The sequence below is a fragment of the Streptomyces violaceorubidus genome (assembly GCF_000717995.1).
GTDB classification, from domain to species: Bacteria; Actinomycetota; Actinomycetes; order Streptomycetales; family Streptomycetaceae; genus Streptomyces; species Streptomyces violaceorubidus.
Genome location: NZ_JODM01000006.1, coordinates 294,120 through 310,097, shown reverse-complemented (window position 1 = coordinate 310,097; position 15,978 = coordinate 294,120). Strand labels below are relative to the sequence as shown.

Below are 15,978 nucleotides of genomic sequence, written 5' to 3'. Positions count from 1 at the left end.
ACCGGCCGCGTCACGTGGGGGCGGGACGTCACCCGTCCCGCCCCCACCCACGGCGCACCGTCCCGTGGTAGGGTGTGGTCAGCGCTTGTGTACGCCCCGCCTATCGGGGCGCCGGTGCCAGTTCCCTTCGATTCGCCGAATCCGCCCCTCCTGGTGCGACCGGCGCGTCCACTTCTCAGCACGACCTCGTGAGCAGAGGTTTCCCCTGCCGTGTCCGAGGTGCTGTTCCCGCCGTCCGGAGGCGTGTCCTCCGACCCCTCGCGCGGCTCCCCCTTCCTTCCGCATGTCCCATGCCCGTGTCCTCGAAAGGACCGACCACCATGACCACCACACTCGAACACCCCCCTGTGCAGCAGTCCCCGGCCGAGATCGCGAGCGGTGTCCTCGACATCGAAGCGGGCGGCAAGGGGCGTCTGCGGGGCGCCGGCCTGCGGCCCGAGCCCTCCGACCCCGTGGTCTCCTCCGCGCTGATCCGTCGCCACGGGCTGCGCAAGGGCGACCTCGTCGAGGGGGCGTGCGGCGACCGGCGCACGCTGACCGACGTCGTCCGCGTCAACGGCCGTACGCCCGACCGGCGGGGCGCTCGGCGCCACTTCGCCGACCTGACCCCGCTGCACCCGCACGACCGGCTGCGGCTCGAACACCCCGCGGCCGGCCTCACCGGACGCGTCTGCGATCTGATCGCCCCGGTCGGCAAGGGCCAGCGCGGCCTGATCGTGGCTCCGCCGAAGACCGGCAAGACCGTCCTGCTCCAGCAGATCGCCGCCGCGGTGGCGGGCAACCACCCCGAGGCCCGGCTGATGGTGGTGCTGCTCGACGAACGCCCCGAGGAGGTCACCGACATGCGGCGCTCGGTGCGGGGCGAGGTGTACGCCTCGACCTTCGACCAGAGCGCCAAGCAGCACATCGCGCTCGCCGAGCTGGTGATCGAGCGGGCCAAGCGGCTCGTCGAGGCCGGGGAGGACGTCGTCATCCTCCTCGACTCGCTCACCCGGCTGTGCAGGGCGCACAACAACGCCGCCTCCTCCGGCGGCCGCACGCTCAGCGGCGGCGTCGACGCCGGGGCGCTGCTGGGCCCCAAGCGCTTCTTCGGCGCGGCGCGCACGGCGGAGGAGGGCGGCTCCCTCACCATCCTCGCCACGGCCCTGGTGGAGACCGGCTCGCGCGCCGACGACTTCTACTTCGAGGAGCTCAAGAGCACCGGCAACATGGAGCTGCGGCTGAGCCGGGAGCTGGCCTCCCGCCGGGTCTTCCCGGCCGTCGAACCGATCGGCTCGGGCACCCGGCGCGAGGAACTGCTGCTCTCCGCCGCCGAGACGACCGCCGTGCGCGGCCTGCGGCGGGCTCTGGGGACCCGGGACGGGCAGTCCGGCCTGGAGACCCTGCTGGAGCGGCTGCGCCGGACACCGGACAACGCCGCGTTCCTGCGGCAGGTGCAGCCGACGCTGCCCGCCGGGTGACGCCCTCCGCCGACGCCGCCGACGGGCACCGTCCGCGGGGCACCGCTACGGCGTTCGGGTGCTCGTGGGCCCGACCCGGCCCGGTCAGCGTGGCGGTGCGGGGGCCCGTTCCTACGTTTGCGGTATGACTATCGGATTCTCATCCCGGGCGGCTCGATCCACCTGCATGCTCTGCGTGGCAGGGCTGCTGACGCTCGTGCCGGCCGCCGCGGCCGCCCGTGCGCAGCGGCCGGACCCCGGCCCGCCCGGCGGTGCCGCGGCGGCGCTGCCGTCGGCGCTGCACCGCCCCGGCACCCAGGTCCGGCCGCACCCCGGAGCGCCCCGGGTCCCCGATGTCTCCGCCCTGTCCTGGGTCGTGGCCGACGCCGGCACGGGCGAGGTACTGGCGGCGCACGACGCGCACCGCGGGCTGCCGCCCGCCAGCACCCTCAAGACGCTGTTCGCGCTCACGGTGCTGCCCGTCCTGCCGGGCGGCATCCGGCACGAGGTCAGCACCGAGGACCTGGCCGGCATCGGTCCGGGCAGCAGCCTGGTCGGTGTCGTCGAGGGCCAGTCGTACCGCGTCTCCGACCTGTGGAACGGCGTCTTCCTCAACTCCGGGAACGACGCCGTGCACGTCCTCGCCTCCCTCACCGGCGGCTGGAGCGCCACGGCGGCCCGGATGCAGGCCGAGGCCCGCGCGCTGGGCGCCCTCGACACCCACGTCCGCTCGCCCGACGGGTACGACGCCCCGGGCCAGGTCTCGTCGGCGTACGACCTGGCCGTCTTCGGCCGGGAGGGGCTGCGGCGTCCCGACTTCGCGCGGTACTGCGCCACGGTCGACGCGAGGTTCCCCGGCCGGGACGGGAGCTCGTACGGGATCATGAACACCAACCGGCTGCTCACCGGGGCCGACGGCGTGGAGCCGTACGAGGGGCTGATCGGCGTCAAGAACGGCTACACCAGCAACGCCGGGAACACCCTCATCGCCGCCGCCCGCCGCGACGGACGCACCCTGGTCGTCACGGTGATGAACCCGCAGGAGGGCGGCGGCCACGCCGTGTACGAGGAGGCCCGTTCGCTGCTCGACTGGGGCTTCGAGGCGGCCGGCGAGGTCGACCCGGTGGGCTCGCTCGCCCACGAGCACGTCCGGCCCCGGCAGGGACCGCAGTCCCTCCCCGCGGCGGCGACCGCGGCGAAGCCGGCCGAGGACGGTCCGGGCTGGCAGGAGGCCGGGGCCGTCCTGGGCGTCGCGGGGCTCGGCGCGGGCGTGGTGGCGCTCGCCCTGCGGCTCAGGCTCGTACGGGACGACGGGAGTTGACGGGAGCGTCGCGGGCGTTCAGAACACCGACAGTCCCGTGAGCGTCGTGAAGCGGTCCAGGGCCGCCACCCCGGCCACCGAGTTGCCCCGCTCGTCCAGGCCGGGGCTCCACACGCACAGCGTGCAGTGGCCAGGCACCACCGCGATGATGCCGCCGCCGACACCGCTCTTGCCCGGCAGGCCCACGCGGTGCGCGAAGTCGCCGGCCGCGTCGTAGGTCCCGCAGGTCAGCATCACCGCGTTGATCTGCTTGGCCCTGCTGCGGCTGAGCAGCCGGGTGCCGTCGGCGCGGATGCCGTGCCGGGCCAGGAACCCGGTCGCCAGGGCCAGGTCGGCGCAGGAGGCGGTGACGGAGCACTGGCGGAAGTACTGTTCGAGGAGCACCGGCACGGGGTTGTCGATGTTCCCGTACGACGCCATGAAGTGCGCCAGCGCGGCGTTCCGGTCGCCGTGCGCGGCCTCGGACGCGGCGACGTCCTCGTCGTGGGCCAGGTCCGGGTTGCCGCTCTCCGCGCGCAGGAAGTCCAGCAGTTCGCCGGCCGCGTCGCCGGTACGGGTGTGCAGCCGGTCGGTGACGACGAGGGCGCCCGCGTTGATGAACGGGTTGCGCGGGATGCCGTTCTCGTACTCCAACTGCACCAGGGAGTTGAACGGGTTGCCGGAAGGCTCGCGGCCCACGTGCTCCCACAGCTCGTCCCCCTCCCGGGCCAGGTCGAGCGCGAGGGTGAAGACCTTGGTGATGGACTGCGCGGAGAACGGCTCCCGCCAGTCCCCCACCCCGTAGACCGTGCCGTCGAGTTCGGCGACGGCCATGCCGAAGCGGCGCGGGTCGCGGGCGGCGAGCGCGGGGATGTAGTCGGCGGCCCGGCCGCTGCCCGGGGTCCGCTCGATCTCCTCGGCGATGCGTTCCAGAACCGGCCGGAAGGTCGTCGGTGTGCTCATGATCGCCATTGTCCCTCCGGGTCGGTCCGGGCGGCGGGAGGCCTGAGGTGGTGGACCCCCGCACCGGGGTGGTGCTGGCCTCACCCCCGTTCCGGGGGCGGACGCCATTCTGCGGGCGGGACGCCTTTCACATACTCACGTACATGGTCGAATCAACGGTGCTCGTCGAGAGCCAGCCCATGCCCGCCCGGGAGAAGGAACGCGAGAAGGGGAGCGACTTCTCCGAACTCTCCCGGCGCATAGCCGACGCGGGTCTGCTCCGGCGCCGCCCCCTGTACTACACGGTCCGATTCGGTGCCGTCGCCCTGGCGCTCGCCGGCGGGGTGGCCGCGTTCGTCTCCTTGGGGGACAGCTGGAGCCAGCTGCTCGTCGCGGTCGCCCTCGCCGTCGTCTTCGGCCAGCTGGGACTCGCGGCCCACGACCTCGCCCACCGGCAGGTCTTCTCGCGCCGGCGTCCCAGTGAGGCGGGCGGCCTGCTGGTGGCCGACCTGCTGCTCGGCATGAGCTACGGCTGGTGGATGAACAAGCACACCCGCCACCACGCGAACCCCAACCACGAGGAGAAGGACCCGGACGTCTCGCCCGACATCCTGGTGTGGTCGCGGGGCCAGGCGAGCCGGGCGAGGGGGCTGCCGCGCTTCGTCGGCAAGCACCAGGCGGCCCTGTTCTTCCCGCTGCTGACGCTGGAGGGCCTCAACCTGAGCTTCAACAGCTTCAAGGCGCTGGGCAGCCGGGCCGTGAAGCGGCCGGTCCTCGAAGGCACGCTGCTCGTCGCCCACTTCGCGCTGTACTTCGGCGGCCTGTTCACGGTCCTCTCCCCGGGCAAGGCGCTGGTCTTCCTCGCCGTGCACCAGGGTCTGTTCGGGATCTACCTCGGCTCGGTCTTCGCGCCCAACCACAAGGGCATGCCGATGATCGAGGAGGGCATGCGGCTGGACTTCCTGCGCCGCCAGGTCCTGACCTCCCGCAACGTGCGGGGCGGTGTGCTGGTCGACGCTTTCATGGGCGGCCTCAACTACCAGATCGAGCACCACCTCTTCCCCAGCATGCCGACCCCCGCCCTCGGCCGGGCCCAGGCCATCACCGAGGCGTACTGCGCCGAGCTGGGCGTGCCGTACCACCAGACGGGGCTGCTGGCCTCGCACCGCGAGGCCCTGCGGCACATGAGGAGCGTCGGGGAGCCGCTGCGCGCCGCCCGCTGAGCGGTGGTCAGCTGTGCAGCACGCCGGTGCCGAGCAGCCCGAAGAGCAGGACGCCGACCACGATCCGGTAGATCACGAACGCGTTGAAGGTGTGCTTGGCGATGAACTTCAGCAGCCAGGCGATGGAGGCGTAGGCCACCACGAAGGAGACGAGGGTGCCGACCGCCAGGGGCGCGGCACCCGCTCCGGTGCCCAGGGCGTCCTTCAGCTCGTACAGTCCGGCTCCGGTCAGGGCCGGGATGCCGAGGAAGAAGGACAGCCGGGTGGCGGCGACCCGGTCGAGGTCGAGCATCAGTGCGGTGGACATGGTGGCGCCGGAGCGGGAGAAGCCCGGGAAGAGCAGGGCGAGGATCTGGGAGCCGCCGACCAGCATCGCGTCCTTGAAGGACGTGTCGTCCTCGCCCCGCTTGTGCCGGCCGGTGCGGTCGGCCCACCACATCACGCCGCTGCCGACGATCAGCGAGCCGGCCACCACCCACAGCGAGGCGAGCGGGCCCTTGATCAGGGGCTTGGCGGCGAGGCCGACGAGGACGATGGGGATGGTGGCGAAGATGACCCACCAGGCGAACTTGTAGTCGTGGTGGTACCGCTCCTCGCGGTCGCGCAGCCCGCGTCCCCAGGCGGAGACGATCCGCGCGATGTCCTTGGAGAAGTAGACGAGCACGGCGGCGATCGCGCCGACCTGGATGACCGCGGAGAAGCCGATGACGGCGTCGTCGTCGACCGGGATGCCCATCAGCCCCTCGACGATCTTGAGGTGTCCGGTGGAGGAGACGGGCAGGAACTCTGTCACCCCCTCGACGGCTCCGAGGACGATGGCCTGACCGATGCTGATGGCGCTCATGGCATCCAGTTCCTACTACACCAAGCTGTGTGCCCGGCGTCAGGTCCAGAGCGCGTCGGCCAGCGTCACCCCCGCGAACGCCGCCGCCAGGCCGGCCGCCACGCTCGCCCCCACGTTCACCGCGGCGTGCAGGCGGGCGCCGGTCTCGGTCAGCCGGAGCGTCTCGTAGGAGAAGGTCGAGTAGGTGGTGAGGGCGCCGCACAGGCCGGTGCCCAGCAGCAGACGCAGGTCGGAGCCGACCGCTCCGGCCAGGGCGGCGCCGGTCAGCAGGCCGAGGACGACGCTGCCGATCACGTTCACCGTGAAGGTGCCCCAGGGGAAGACGGAGTCGTGCCGGGACTGCACGGCGCGGTCGGTGAGGTAGCGCAGCGGGGCGCCGATCATGCCGCCCGCGACGACCAGCAGCCAGTTCACGACGGCCTCCGGCCCTCGTACCGGACGACCTCGCACGGGTCGAGGGTGACCAGGCCCCCGGTGACGAGTTCGTCGAGCAGCGGCAGGAAGTCCCGGACCCGCTCCTCGGTGTCGACGACGACGACGGCCACCGGCAGGTCCTCGCTCAGGGACAGCAGCCTGGTGGTGTGGATGAGCGAGGAGGCGCCGAAGCCCTCGACGCCGCGGAAGACGCTGGCGCCCGCGAGGCCCGCCGCGTGGGCGCGGTGGACGATCTCCGCGTACAGGGGGCGGTGGTGCCAGGTGTCGTTCTCGCCGACGAAGACGGTCAGGCGCAGGGCGCTGCCGGTCAGCCTCGTCATGACTGCCTCCACTTCAGGACCCGGCGGGCCGCCCATGCGGCGAGCCACACCGCGGTGAGTGCCGCGAGCGGGGTCGCGGCGAGGTAGGCCAGACCGGTGGGGACCCGGCCGTCGGCGAGCAGGGACCGGGTGTCGACCGCGTAGGTGGAGAACGTGGTGAAGCCGCCGAGCACACCGGTGCCGAAGAAGGGCCGCACGAGGCGGTGGGCGGGCCGGACCTCGGTGATGACCACCATGAACACGCCGATCACGGCACAGCCGACGACGTTGACCGCGAAGGTCGTCCAGGGGAAGGTGCCGCTCTGCGTCGGCCACCACAGCGAGGCGGCGTAGCGGGCGGTGGCGCCGGCGCCACCGCCGAGGGCCACGACCGCCACGACCGGCGCCTGCGTGCGCCACCCGGACCGCCCGGGGGCGGCGGCCCGGATCTCGCCGGGACGCCCGGTCTTCGGGACTGCCATGGTCGTACGTCTCCTACTCACCGGGCAGGGGGGTGCCCCCGTGCGCAAGTCAAGTAGGGACCGTTGGCGGCGCCTGAGCCGCGGTTCGGGTACGGCGGGCCCCACCGCCGCGCCGCGCCCCTGCGGGCCGCGGCTGAGTGTTCAGCCTAACGCCGGGGCGGCGCCCGGGTCACTCCGGGAGGGTGCCCGGGCCGTTCCCGGGAGCGTGCCCGCGTCTACCAGCCCTTCTCGAACGTCCGTGCCACCTCGGCGATCCGCACCTCGTCGCGCCGGTAGTACGTGCGGCGGCGGATGCGCCTGGCGCGGAGCAGGCCGAGACCGGCGAGAAGGCCCAGGTGGGTCTCGGCCACCCGGCGGGGCACCCCCAGCTTCGCGGCGACGGGGCCCGCGTGGACACCGTGCTCGACGGGGTCGACGCGCCGCTGCGGCGGGAAGTGCGCGGCCGGGTCCTTCAGCCACTCAAGGATGTCGAGACGCGTGCCGTGCACGGGGGTCCTGAGCATCGTCCCTCCCTCCGTGCGGGCCCGCCCCTGCCGTGTCCCCCCACCTTCCCGCAGCCCGGGTCCCGTTGTCCGGCAACCGGGCCATTTGCACATTCAACCAATATCGCTTCCGGTGCTACCGTTCACCCATGGGAGCCAGAACGGCCGGTGCGCGGCTCGAGGAACGGTGGCGGGACATCCTGTCGGTGCACGCGCGCACGATGTGCGAGATCGACCGGGCACTGCACCCGCACGGTCTGGGCGCGAGCGACTTCGAGGTACTCGACCTCCTCGTGGCCGAGGGGGCCGAGGCGGGTGACCGCTGCCGGGTGCAGAACCTGGTCGGCCGGGTCCACCTGTCCCAGAGCGCGCTGTCCCGGCTCATCGCCCGGCTGGAGAAGGACGGGCTGGTGCAGCGCTCCATGTGCGCCGAGGACCGGCGGGGCGTGTACGTCACGCTGACCCCCAGGGGCCGGGACCTGCACGCCGAGATACTGCCGCTGCAGCGGGCCGCGCTGGCCCGCGCCCTCGGCGACGACGAAGGCCCCCGCCCCTGACGGGAGACGAGGGCCCGGGCCGCCGGCGTTGCCCCTAGGGAGGCCGCCGGCGTCGCCCCTAGGGACGGGCCAGCAGGGTCCGCACGCCGTCCGACGTGAGGGTGAGGCGGTGTTCCGAGCCGGCGTCGATGGACAGCGACAGGTCGTCGGCCGGCCACTGCGCGGCGAGGGCACCCAGCGGCACCATGCGGTAGCGGGAGACGTACGGCAGCAGGTCGGCCATCTCCAGCTCCGAGGTGAACACGGGCACCACCTGGCCGCCGCCCTGCTGTTCCAGGACCGGCAGCGCCAGCATGCCCGGGTCGGCGGCGTCCTGGTCGCTCGCGTCGTCGGGCACCGGCACGAGGACGTCGCTGCTCGCGAGGGTGTCGAGTGCCGACGTGTTGCCGGCGGCCCCGGGGGTCTCGGCGAGCGTGTCCAGTGCCCGCTGGGCGGGTGTCACGGGGTGGTCGTTCGCGGGTGTCTCCATGGCAGATTCCCTGGTAGCGGCGGTGTTTCGGCCCACGCGGACAAGCGGCGCGGACACGGTCCAGCCTCGCGTACCCGGTACCTCCACGGCGCAATCATGTGCGAGCCGCACCCGGTCGCGTACTCATCTGATCGGCTGGGGGCCCACTTGATCGATCAGCGAGCCGGTGGGGTTAGCATATGAGCGCCGCCTAGCTCGAAAGATAGAGACGTGACTGTCAACGACGACTCGTTCACCAACTGGAAGCACCGCGAAGAGACCGCGGAATCGATGATCCCGATGATCGGGAAGCTGCACCGGGAGCAGGACGTCACGATCCTGCTGCACAGCCGTTCCCTGGTGAACAAGTCGGTGGTCAGCATCCTCAAGACCCACCGCTTCGCCCGCCAGATCGCCGGGGCGGAGCTCTCGGTCGCCGAGACGATGCCCTTCCTGCGGGCGCTCACCACGCTCGACCTCGGACCCTCGCAGATCGACATCGGCATGCTCGCCGCGACCTACCGGAGCGACGACCGGGGTCTGACCGTCGAGGAGTTCACGGCCGAGGCCGTCGCCGGGGCCACCGGCGCCAACAAGATCGACCGGCGCGAGGGGCGCGACGTCGTCCTGTACGGCTTCGGCCGCATCGGTCGGCTGGTCGCCCGGCTGCTCATCGAGAAGGCCGGCTCGGGCAACGGGCTCAGGCTGCGCGCCATCGTGGTCCGGGGCGGCGGGGAACGAGCCGCCGAGGACATCGTCAAGCGCGCCTCGCTGCTGCGCCGCGACTCCGTGCACGGCCAGTTCCAGGGCACGATCACCGTCGACGAGGACAGCAGCACGATCCTCGCCAACGGCAACGCCGTCAAGGTGATCTACGCGGACGACCCGGCCCAGGTCGACTACACGGCGTACGGCATCAAGGACGCCATCCTCATCGACAACACCGGCAAGTGGCGCGACCGCGAGGGCCTGTCGAAGCACCTGCGGCCGGGCATCGACAAGGTCGTGCTGACCGCGCCGGGCAAGGGTGACGTCCCGAACATCGTGCACGGCGTCAACCACGACACCGTCAAGCCGGACGAGCGCATCCTGTCCTGCGCCTCCTGCACCACCAACGCGATCGTCCCGCCGCTGAAGGCGATGGAGGACGAGTACGGCGTGCTGCGCGGTCACGTGGAGACGGTGCACTCCTTCACCAACGACCAGAACCTGCTGGACAATTACCACAAGTCCGAGCGCCGCGGCCGCAGCGCGCCGCTGAACATGGTCATCACGGAGACCGGTGCCGCCTCCGCCGTCGCCAAGGCGCTGCCCGACCTGAAGGCGCGGATCACCGGCAGCTCGATCCGGGTGCCCGTGCCGGACGTGTCGATCGCGATCCTCAACCTCCAGCTGGCCCGCGAGGCGAGCCGCGAAGAGGTCCTGGACCACCTGCGCGAGGTGTCGCTGACCTCGCCGCTCAAGCGCCAGATCGACTTCATCAGCGCGCCCGACGCCGTCTCCAGCGACTTCATCGGCTCCCGCCACGCCTCGATCGTGGACGCGGGCGCGCTGAAGGTCGAGGGCGACAACGCGATCCTCTACCTCTGGTACGACAACGAGTTCGGCTACTCCTGCCAGGTCGTCCGCGTCGTGCAGCACGTCTCCGGGGTGGAGTACCCGACGTACCCGGCTCCGGCGCTCTGATCCGGCGGACACGTATCGGCCGGCCCCGTCCGGGGCATGCGTGGGGGGGGGACTCCCCGTCCGGGCGCCTCGGGCACGGCGGCCGGCTGATACGAGAATGGTTCCATGAACGCACTGGTCCGGCACCCGCCCTGGGTCGAGGTGCTGGTCCGGTGCGTGGCGGTGCTCGGCCTGACCGTCCTGGCCGCGGCGGCCGTCGTGCGCAGTACGGTGCTCGACCCCGGCTTCTACGGCCAGGTGCTGGAGGACGAGCGCGCCTACCAGCGCTTCTACGACGAGGTGCTGGTGGACCCGGGCAGTACGCCGTTCACCAGCGACCTGCTGGACCGGCTGCCCGTGCCGCAGTCGACCATCACCGCGAACCTCAAGGTGGTGATCCCGCCGGAGACGCTGCGGACCATGGGCGACGGGCAGATCGCGGAGATCGTCCACTACCTGGAGGGCGAGGGCGACCGGCTGCGGATCACGGTGGACCTGGAGCCCGTCGTCGCCAACCTGGAGCGGCTCAGCCAGGCGTACTTCGGCGACGCGGTCGCCGCCCTCCAGAACCGGTCCGAACCCGACTTCCAGGCCTTCGTGCAACGCGTGTCGGACTGGTGGCGCGGGTGGTGGCCGGTGAGGCGCCGCTGGAGGAGCTGCCGACGCTGCCCCTCTCCCACGGCCAGGCGGTCGCCGCCACGGACGCGCTGATGCGCCTGGTCCCGGACGGCGCGACGCACGACGGCGTCAGATCCACCGTGCGGACGGCGCTGGACCGGGGGGACGTGGGCTCGGCGCTGGCCGCGATCGCCCCGGTCGCCCTGACGGACCAGGTCCGCGACGCCGCCGAGGAGCTGTTGCGGGAGGCGCGGCGGGGCACCTGGGTCGTCACCGTCGACGTCGAGCCCGGAACCGAGGCGGTGGCCCCGCTGGACCGCGCCCGGGGCGTCACCCGGCTCTTCCAGGACGTGGTGGAACCGGCGGCGGCCGTGCTGTGCGCCGCGGCGCTCACCCTGCTGTGGTTCCTGACGCCGTCGCCCGCCAAACGCCGGCTGATCCCGCTGGGCTGGGTGCCGGCCGCGGCCGGCTCGCTCCTGGCGCTCACCGTGCTCGTGCTGCGGCTCGTGCTGGGCGACACGCTGTTCGGCACCCCGGCCTCGTGGCCGCCGACGGCCTCGGGGCTGCTCGCCGACGTCCAGGCCGCCGCGCTGGACCGGTTGCTGACCACCGCCGTCGTCGTCGCGGTGATCCTGCTCGCCGCGGGCGCCCTGCTGATCACCGTCGGCTGGGTCCGGCAGACCAGGCCCGGCGTGCCGGTCCTCACCGATCCGCGGCACGTTCCGGCCCTGACCTTCACCGTCACCGCCGTGGCCCTCGTCGGGACCATGCTGGCGCCGGTGGCGATCACCGGTTCCTCGCCGCGCATCTGCCAGGGCAGCGCCGAGTTGTGCGACGCCCGCTACGACGAGATCGCCCAGCTCGCGTCGCACAACGCGATGGCGACTACGGCCGACCGCTTCATCGGCCCCCTTCAGGACCCGGACATCCTCGGCCAGCTGGGCGCGGGTTCGCGGGTCCTGCTGCTCGACACCCACCGCTGGGAGCGGCCCGAGGAGGTCGCGGAGCGGTTGAGCACCTCGGACTTCTCCCCCGCCGAACGCCGCCGGCTGACCACGATCCTGAAGCGGGTGAACCCGCCCCACCCGGGCCTGTGGCTGTGTCACTCGGTGTGCGGCGCCGGGGCCCTCGAACTGGAGCCGACGCTGCGGCAGATCGGTGAGTGGCTGCGCGACAACCCCACGGAGGTCGTCACCCTGATCCTCCAGGACGGCGTGGACGCGCAGGCCACCCAGGATGCCTTCGCCCGGGCCGGGCTGTCGGACCTGCTCCACGAGCCTGACCCGGACCCGGACCGCCCGTGGCCGAAGCTCGGGGACATGATCGACAGCGGTCGGCGACTGGTCGTCTTCGCGGAGCAGGCGGACGGTCCCGCGCCCTGGTACCGGAACCTCTACCGGTACGGCATGGAGACGCCCTTCGCCTTCCGCAGCCCGGACGAGATGTCCTGCCTGCCGCACCGGGGCGGCTCGGACAAGCGGCTGTTCCTGCTGAACCACTTCGTCACGGCCGGCGGCGGGCTGCGGCTCGACGCCGGGGTCGTCAACTCCCGGCAGCGGGTACTGGAGCGGGCGCACACCTGTGAACGGCAGCGCGGCAGACCGGTCAACTTCATCGCGGTGGACTACGCGACGATCGGCGACGCGATCGGCGCGGTGAACGAACTCAACGCCGAACGCCTGGAGGACGACACCCGCGTCCCCGTCGAGCGCACGCCCGGGCGGCTCCCGGGCGCGGCGGAAGCCCGGCGACGCGGTGGTGCTCCGCGCCGCCGGGCCCGCTCCCGCTGACCGGCTCCCCTGGTCCGCCTACTGGTTGATCCTGAACTGGGAGCCGGGTTCGATCCGGACGTCGCCCTCGGCCGAGTTGGTGATCGTGACGTCGGTCAGGGTGGCGCTGCCGCGGGCGCCGCCCATCGCGAGGATGCCGGAGCCGTTGTTCGACCTGTCGATGCGGACGTCCTCGATCCTCACGTCCGGCGTCGCGCCGCCGCCCGTCTTGAACTGGATGCCGTCGTAGGTCGAGTCGAGGATCTCGGTGTCCCGGATGGTCACGCCGGGGATGTCCTGGCCCTGCGCGAAGAGGGTGATGGCGCCGAACTCCTGTGCCTCGCCCCAGAAGGCGCCGCCCGTGCGGTGCAGGGCGTTGCCCGCGAGAAGGGTCTGCCCGGAGAAGGGCAGCGGGTCGTGGTCGGTGGCGAGCATGATGCCGGGGTAGTTCATGGTGTCGGAGACGACGTTGTTCTCGACGGTGTTGCCGTAACCGCCGTACACCGCGATGCCGTTGGCCCGCCACGGGAGCTGGATCGTGTTGTTGCGGAAGTGGTTGTCGTGGCCGATGTCCACGGACGGGTCCTTCACGTACTTGTTGGCCCAGACCGCGAGCGAGTCGTCGCCGGTGGTGCGGAAGGAGGAGTCGCAGACCGTGGAGTTGCGGGTGCCGTTGGAGAAGTTGATGCCGTCGGCGTAGGTGTCGCGGATGCGCATGCCCGTGAACTGCAGGCCGTCGCCGGGGCCCCACAGCTCGGGGATGTTCGAGTAGTCGCGGCCGACCCAGACACCGACGTTGGCGTGCTCGATCCACACGTTGCTGATCTTGGTGTCCTTGCCGAAGCGGCCGTTGAGCCCGACGCCGCCCTCGGCGTTGCCGTCGCCGCCGCGGATGGTGCCCGAGCCGAAGACGGCGAGATCCGAGATCCGCGTGTTGCCGTCGATGTCGAAGCCGAAGTTGCCCTCGTGCGGGTGGTTGATGCCGCCGGCCTCGTGCGGCGGGGTCAGCGTGTAGAGCTGGGAGTGCCACATGCCGGCGCCGCGGACGGTGACGTCGTGGATGCCGACCTGGTTGTACTGGCCGCGGTCGAGCGGGTCGTCGGTGAGGATCTTCTGTTCCTGGCGCCACTGCCCGGCGGGGATCCACACGCAGTCGATCCTCCCGTTCTGGTCGTCGGTGACGGCGCGCTGGATGGCGTCGGTGTCGTCGAGCCCGTCGCCGGGGACGGCCCCGTACTCGGTGATGGAGGTGCACTCGGCGGGCTTGGTCTTGGCGGGGGCGACCTGCTCCAGGTCGATCAGGTCGATGACGTAGAAGGCGGCCGAGTCGCCCGCGTCGCGCTGGAGGCGGAACTCGGTGCCTTGCGGGAAGGTCCGGTCGAGCAGCGCGTGGGACTCGTCGAAGAGGCGGCGGGCGTCGCCGCCGGGCCGGTTGGTGAGGCCCTCGGGGTCGTCGGTGCTGCCGTAGAGCCAGCTGTGCTTGGACGACAGGTTGAGCTTGCGCACGAACTGTCCGTCGGCGTAGAGGCTGATGGTGGCCTCGGCTCCGCCGCCGCCCGGGGCGTCGGGGATGGAGTTGCGCACCACGATGGAGTTGGTGGGTGTGGTGGAGGTGAACTCGACGTACTCGCCGGTCGAGTCGAGCCGGACGGACTCGCGGCCCGAGGACTCGGTGCCGAAGTCGGTGTGCCCGAAGGTCCGCTTGGCGTCGGTGGTCAGCAGGGTGCCGTCGTACCGGCCGTCCTCCGCCTCGTACTCGGTGTACGGCACGGCGGCGCCGCGTCCGACGACGAGGGGCTTGGCGAGCACGTTGTTGTTCTCGTTGGTCTCGGCGATCCGGGCGGTGGCGTCGGCGGTGGCGGTGAGGGTGACCCCGCCGCTCGTCGCCTTCCAGGTGCCGCTGATCGGCACGTTCACCGTGGCGCCGGCCGCGACCTGCCCGGTGGTGCCGTCCAGGGTGGTGGAGCCCGCCTGGACCCGGGTCACCGAGCCCGCCTCGGCGGCGCCGGTGCCTCGGTTGTGCACGGCGACGGTGAAGGAGACCTCGGCGCCCACCGCCGGGTTGGCCGGGTTGGTGGTGAGGGAGCGCACCTCCAGGTCGGGTCCGGGCGCCCGGTCGACGACGAGGCGGTCGGTGGCCGAGCGGCTGTTGTTGGTGTCGTCCAGTTCGGCGACGGTGTCGCGCGGGTCGGCCACGGCGGCGACCGCGTAACTCCCGGCCGCGTGGGTGCCGGTGGCGACGGCGACCTCGGCGGACTCGCCGGGGTCGAGCGCGGGGACCGCGGCGCTGCCGGCCGCCCGGCCCTCGACGGTGACCTCGGTGGTGGTCGCGGCCGAGGCGGCGGTGCCGGCGTTGCGGACCGTGGCGTTGACGGTGACCTCGTCGCGCTCGTTCGGCGCGGCGGGCGACCAGTCGAGGCCGGTGACCGTGAGGTCGGGCGCGGGTGCGGCGCTGCCGAGGACCTGGAACTCGGCGACCTGGCCGCCGGGGGCGCCGGTGTTGGAGAAGAAGCGGAGCCGTACGTCGGAGACCCGGCCGCCGACCGGGATGCTCACCGCGTTGTCCTGTCCCGGGCTGAAGGCGTAGTCGGCACGCTCGCGCAGCGAGGTGAAGCCGCTCTCGCCCCGGGCCCGGCCGAGCACCTGGATGCTCTGGGTACGGGCGGACCACACCGGGTCCGGGTTGAGTTTGACCACGACACCGCTGACATCGGCGTCGGCGCCGAGCTTGACGGTGAGGTCGGCCGGGTTGCCGGCGGCCTCCCAGTAGGTGGAGGTGGAGTCGTCGGTGGCGTTGGCGGCGACGTAGTTCTGGGTCGTGGAGGTGGCCTCGGCCGGTTTGTTGCGGGCGAGGTTGGTGCCGGTGGGCGGCGGGCCGGTGTCGACGTCGTCGGCGTACACCTCGACCTCGGCCAGTTGCGCGGCGTTCCAGCCGGTGTTCGCGGTGATGTCGACGCGGACGTAGCGGGCTTCGGAGGGTGAGTCGAGGTCGATGGCGACGGTGCCCGCCTGCGCCGGGCCGAACGCCCGTCCGTCCGAGGCGTCCAGGCTGTGGAACGCGGCGCCGTCGGTGCTGCCCCGCAGGGAGAGCGTCTGGGTCCGGCTCTCCCAGCCGGCGGGCAGTTTGAGCACCACCCGGTCCACCTCGCGGGCGGTGCCGAGGTCGACCTGCAGCCACTGCGGGAAGGAGCCGGCCGGTCCCTCCCAGTAGGTGGCCTGCTGTCCGTCGGTGGCGTTGCCGGCCGGGTAGGCGCCGTGCGAGCCGCCTGCCTTCGCGGGGCGTCCGAGGGCCAGATTGACGTCGGCGGCGGCCGTCACCGGCGCCGAAGCCGCCCGCGCGGTGGCGGCGAGGGGCAGGGGCAGCAGTCCGGCCGTCATCAGCCCGGCGACGGCGGCGCCCGTGAGCGTCCGTCGGCCGAGAGATCTCCGTCTCATGGGGTCCTCTGTTCCGTGGGGAGTCGGGGAGGGCGCGACG

General features: G+C 72.4%; 15 protein-coding genes. 7 read left to right on the top strand and 8 right to left on the bottom strand.

Going from position 1 to position 15,978, the window contains the following annotated elements; translation table 11 throughout:
* Positions 1-320: 320 nt before the first annotated feature.
* Both rho and IE94_RS0112150 read left to right on the top strand, forming a co-directional pair.
* A complete protein-coding gene (gene rho / locus IE94_RS0112155; protein WP_030182350.1) occupies positions 321-1,460 on the top strand; it encodes a transcription termination factor Rho in 1,140 nt (379 codons plus the stop codon).
* A gap of 124 nt (positions 1,461-1,584) precedes the next feature.
* Positions 1,585-2,760: a D-alanyl-D-alanine carboxypeptidase family protein gene (locus IE94_RS0112150; protein ID WP_037922391.1), complete on the top strand. Its 1,176-nt coding sequence runs from the start codon at positions 1,585-1,587 to the stop codon at positions 2,758-2,760.
* 18 nt (positions 2,761-2,778) lie between these two features.
* On the opposite strand, the gene IE94_RS0112145 is transcribed toward IE94_RS0112150, so the two are convergent.
* A complete protein-coding gene (locus tag IE94_RS0112145; protein WP_030182343.1) occupies positions 2,779-3,711 on the bottom strand; it encodes a glutaminase in 933 nt (310 codons plus the stop codon).
* Positions 3,712-3,845: 134 nt separating this feature from the next.
* Between IE94_RS0112145 and IE94_RS0112140 the strand changes: the two genes are divergently transcribed.
* Entirely contained in the window at positions 3,846-4,904 is a 1,059-nt protein-coding gene (locus IE94_RS0112140; protein ID WP_030182342.1) for a fatty acid desaturase family protein, read from the top strand.
* A 7-nt stretch (positions 4,905-4,911) separates the two neighbouring features.
* Here IE94_RS0112140 and IE94_RS0112135 read toward each other — a convergent pair whose 3' ends face one another.
* The 5 genes from IE94_RS0112135 to IE94_RS0112115 form a co-directional block, all read right to left on the bottom strand.
* On the bottom strand, positions 4,912-5,748 hold the full coding sequence (locus IE94_RS0112135; RefSeq protein WP_030182341.1) for an undecaprenyl-diphosphate phosphatase: 837 nt from the start codon (positions 5,746-5,748) through the stop codon (positions 4,912-4,914).
* 39 nt (positions 5,749-5,787) lie between these two features.
* A complete protein-coding gene (crcB, locus tag IE94_RS0112130; protein ID WP_030182340.1) occupies positions 5,788-6,162 on the bottom strand; it encodes a fluoride efflux transporter CrcB in 375 nt (124 codons plus the stop codon).
* Positions 6,159-6,503 (bottom strand): DUF190 domain-containing protein, encoded by a 345-nt coding sequence (locus IE94_RS0112125; RefSeq protein WP_030182339.1) that lies wholly within the window; start codon positions 6,501-6,503, stop codon positions 6,159-6,161. Before IE94_RS0112125 ends, crcB (IE94_RS0112130) begins: the two co-directional genes overlap by 4 nt.
* The gene (crcB, locus tag IE94_RS0112120; RefSeq protein ID WP_030182337.1) at positions 6,500-6,964 is read right to left on the bottom strand and encodes a fluoride efflux transporter CrcB; all 465 of its coding nucleotides are present in this window, start codon (positions 6,962-6,964) and stop codon (positions 6,500-6,502) included. Before crcB (IE94_RS0112120) ends, IE94_RS0112125 begins: the two co-directional genes overlap by 4 nt.
* 215 nt (positions 6,965-7,179) lie before the next feature.
* Complete coding sequence (locus IE94_RS0112115) at positions 7,180-7,467, bottom strand: helix-turn-helix domain-containing protein (RefSeq protein WP_030182333.1); 288 nt, start codon at positions 7,465-7,467, stop codon at positions 7,180-7,182.
* A gap of 128 nt (positions 7,468-7,595) precedes the next feature.
* Between IE94_RS0112115 and IE94_RS0112110 the strand changes: the two genes are divergently transcribed.
* Positions 7,596-8,003, top strand: a complete 408-nt coding sequence (locus IE94_RS0112110; protein ID WP_030182330.1) for a MarR family winged helix-turn-helix transcriptional regulator — start codon at positions 7,596-7,598, stop codon at positions 8,001-8,003.
* 58 nt (positions 8,004-8,061) lie between these two features.
* On the opposite strand, the gene IE94_RS0112105 is transcribed toward IE94_RS0112110, so the two are convergent.
* On the bottom strand, positions 8,062-8,472 hold the full coding sequence (locus IE94_RS0112105) for an SseB family protein (protein WP_030182329.1): 411 nt from the start codon (positions 8,470-8,472) through the stop codon (positions 8,062-8,064).
* A 210-nt stretch (positions 8,473-8,682) separates the two neighbouring features.
* Here IE94_RS0112105 and IE94_RS0112100 point away from each other — a divergent pair, with 210 nt between their 5' ends.
* The 3 genes from IE94_RS0112100 to IE94_RS35415 all read left to right on the top strand — a co-directional run bounded on the left by IE94_RS0112100 (position 8,683) and on the right by IE94_RS35415 (position 12,524).
* A complete protein-coding gene (locus IE94_RS0112100; protein WP_030182326.1) occupies positions 8,683-10,137 on the top strand; it encodes a glyceraldehyde-3-phosphate dehydrogenase in 1,455 nt (484 codons plus the stop codon).
* A gap of 105 nt (positions 10,138-10,242) precedes the next feature.
* Positions 10,243-10,827: a hypothetical protein gene (locus IE94_RS42015; RefSeq protein ID WP_483414645.1), complete on the top strand. Its 585-nt coding sequence runs from the start codon at positions 10,243-10,245 to the stop codon at positions 10,825-10,827.
* Positions 10,743-12,524 (top strand): phosphoinositide-specific phospholipase C-related protein, encoded by a 1,782-nt coding sequence (locus tag IE94_RS35415; RefSeq protein WP_483414644.1) that lies wholly within the window; start codon positions 10,743-10,745, stop codon positions 12,522-12,524. The genes IE94_RS42015 and IE94_RS35415 overlap by 85 nt, the downstream gene beginning before the upstream one ends.
* An 18-nt stretch (positions 12,525-12,542) precedes the next feature.
* Here the strand turns inward: IE94_RS35415 and IE94_RS0112090 are convergent, their stop codons facing one another.
* Positions 12,543-15,938 carry a CARDB domain-containing protein gene (locus IE94_RS0112090; protein ID WP_030182323.1) on the bottom strand — a complete coding sequence of 1,132 codons (3,396 nt, stop codon included), beginning with the start codon at positions 15,936-15,938 and terminating at the stop codon, positions 12,543-12,545.
* Positions 15,939-15,978: the final 40 nt, after the last annotated feature.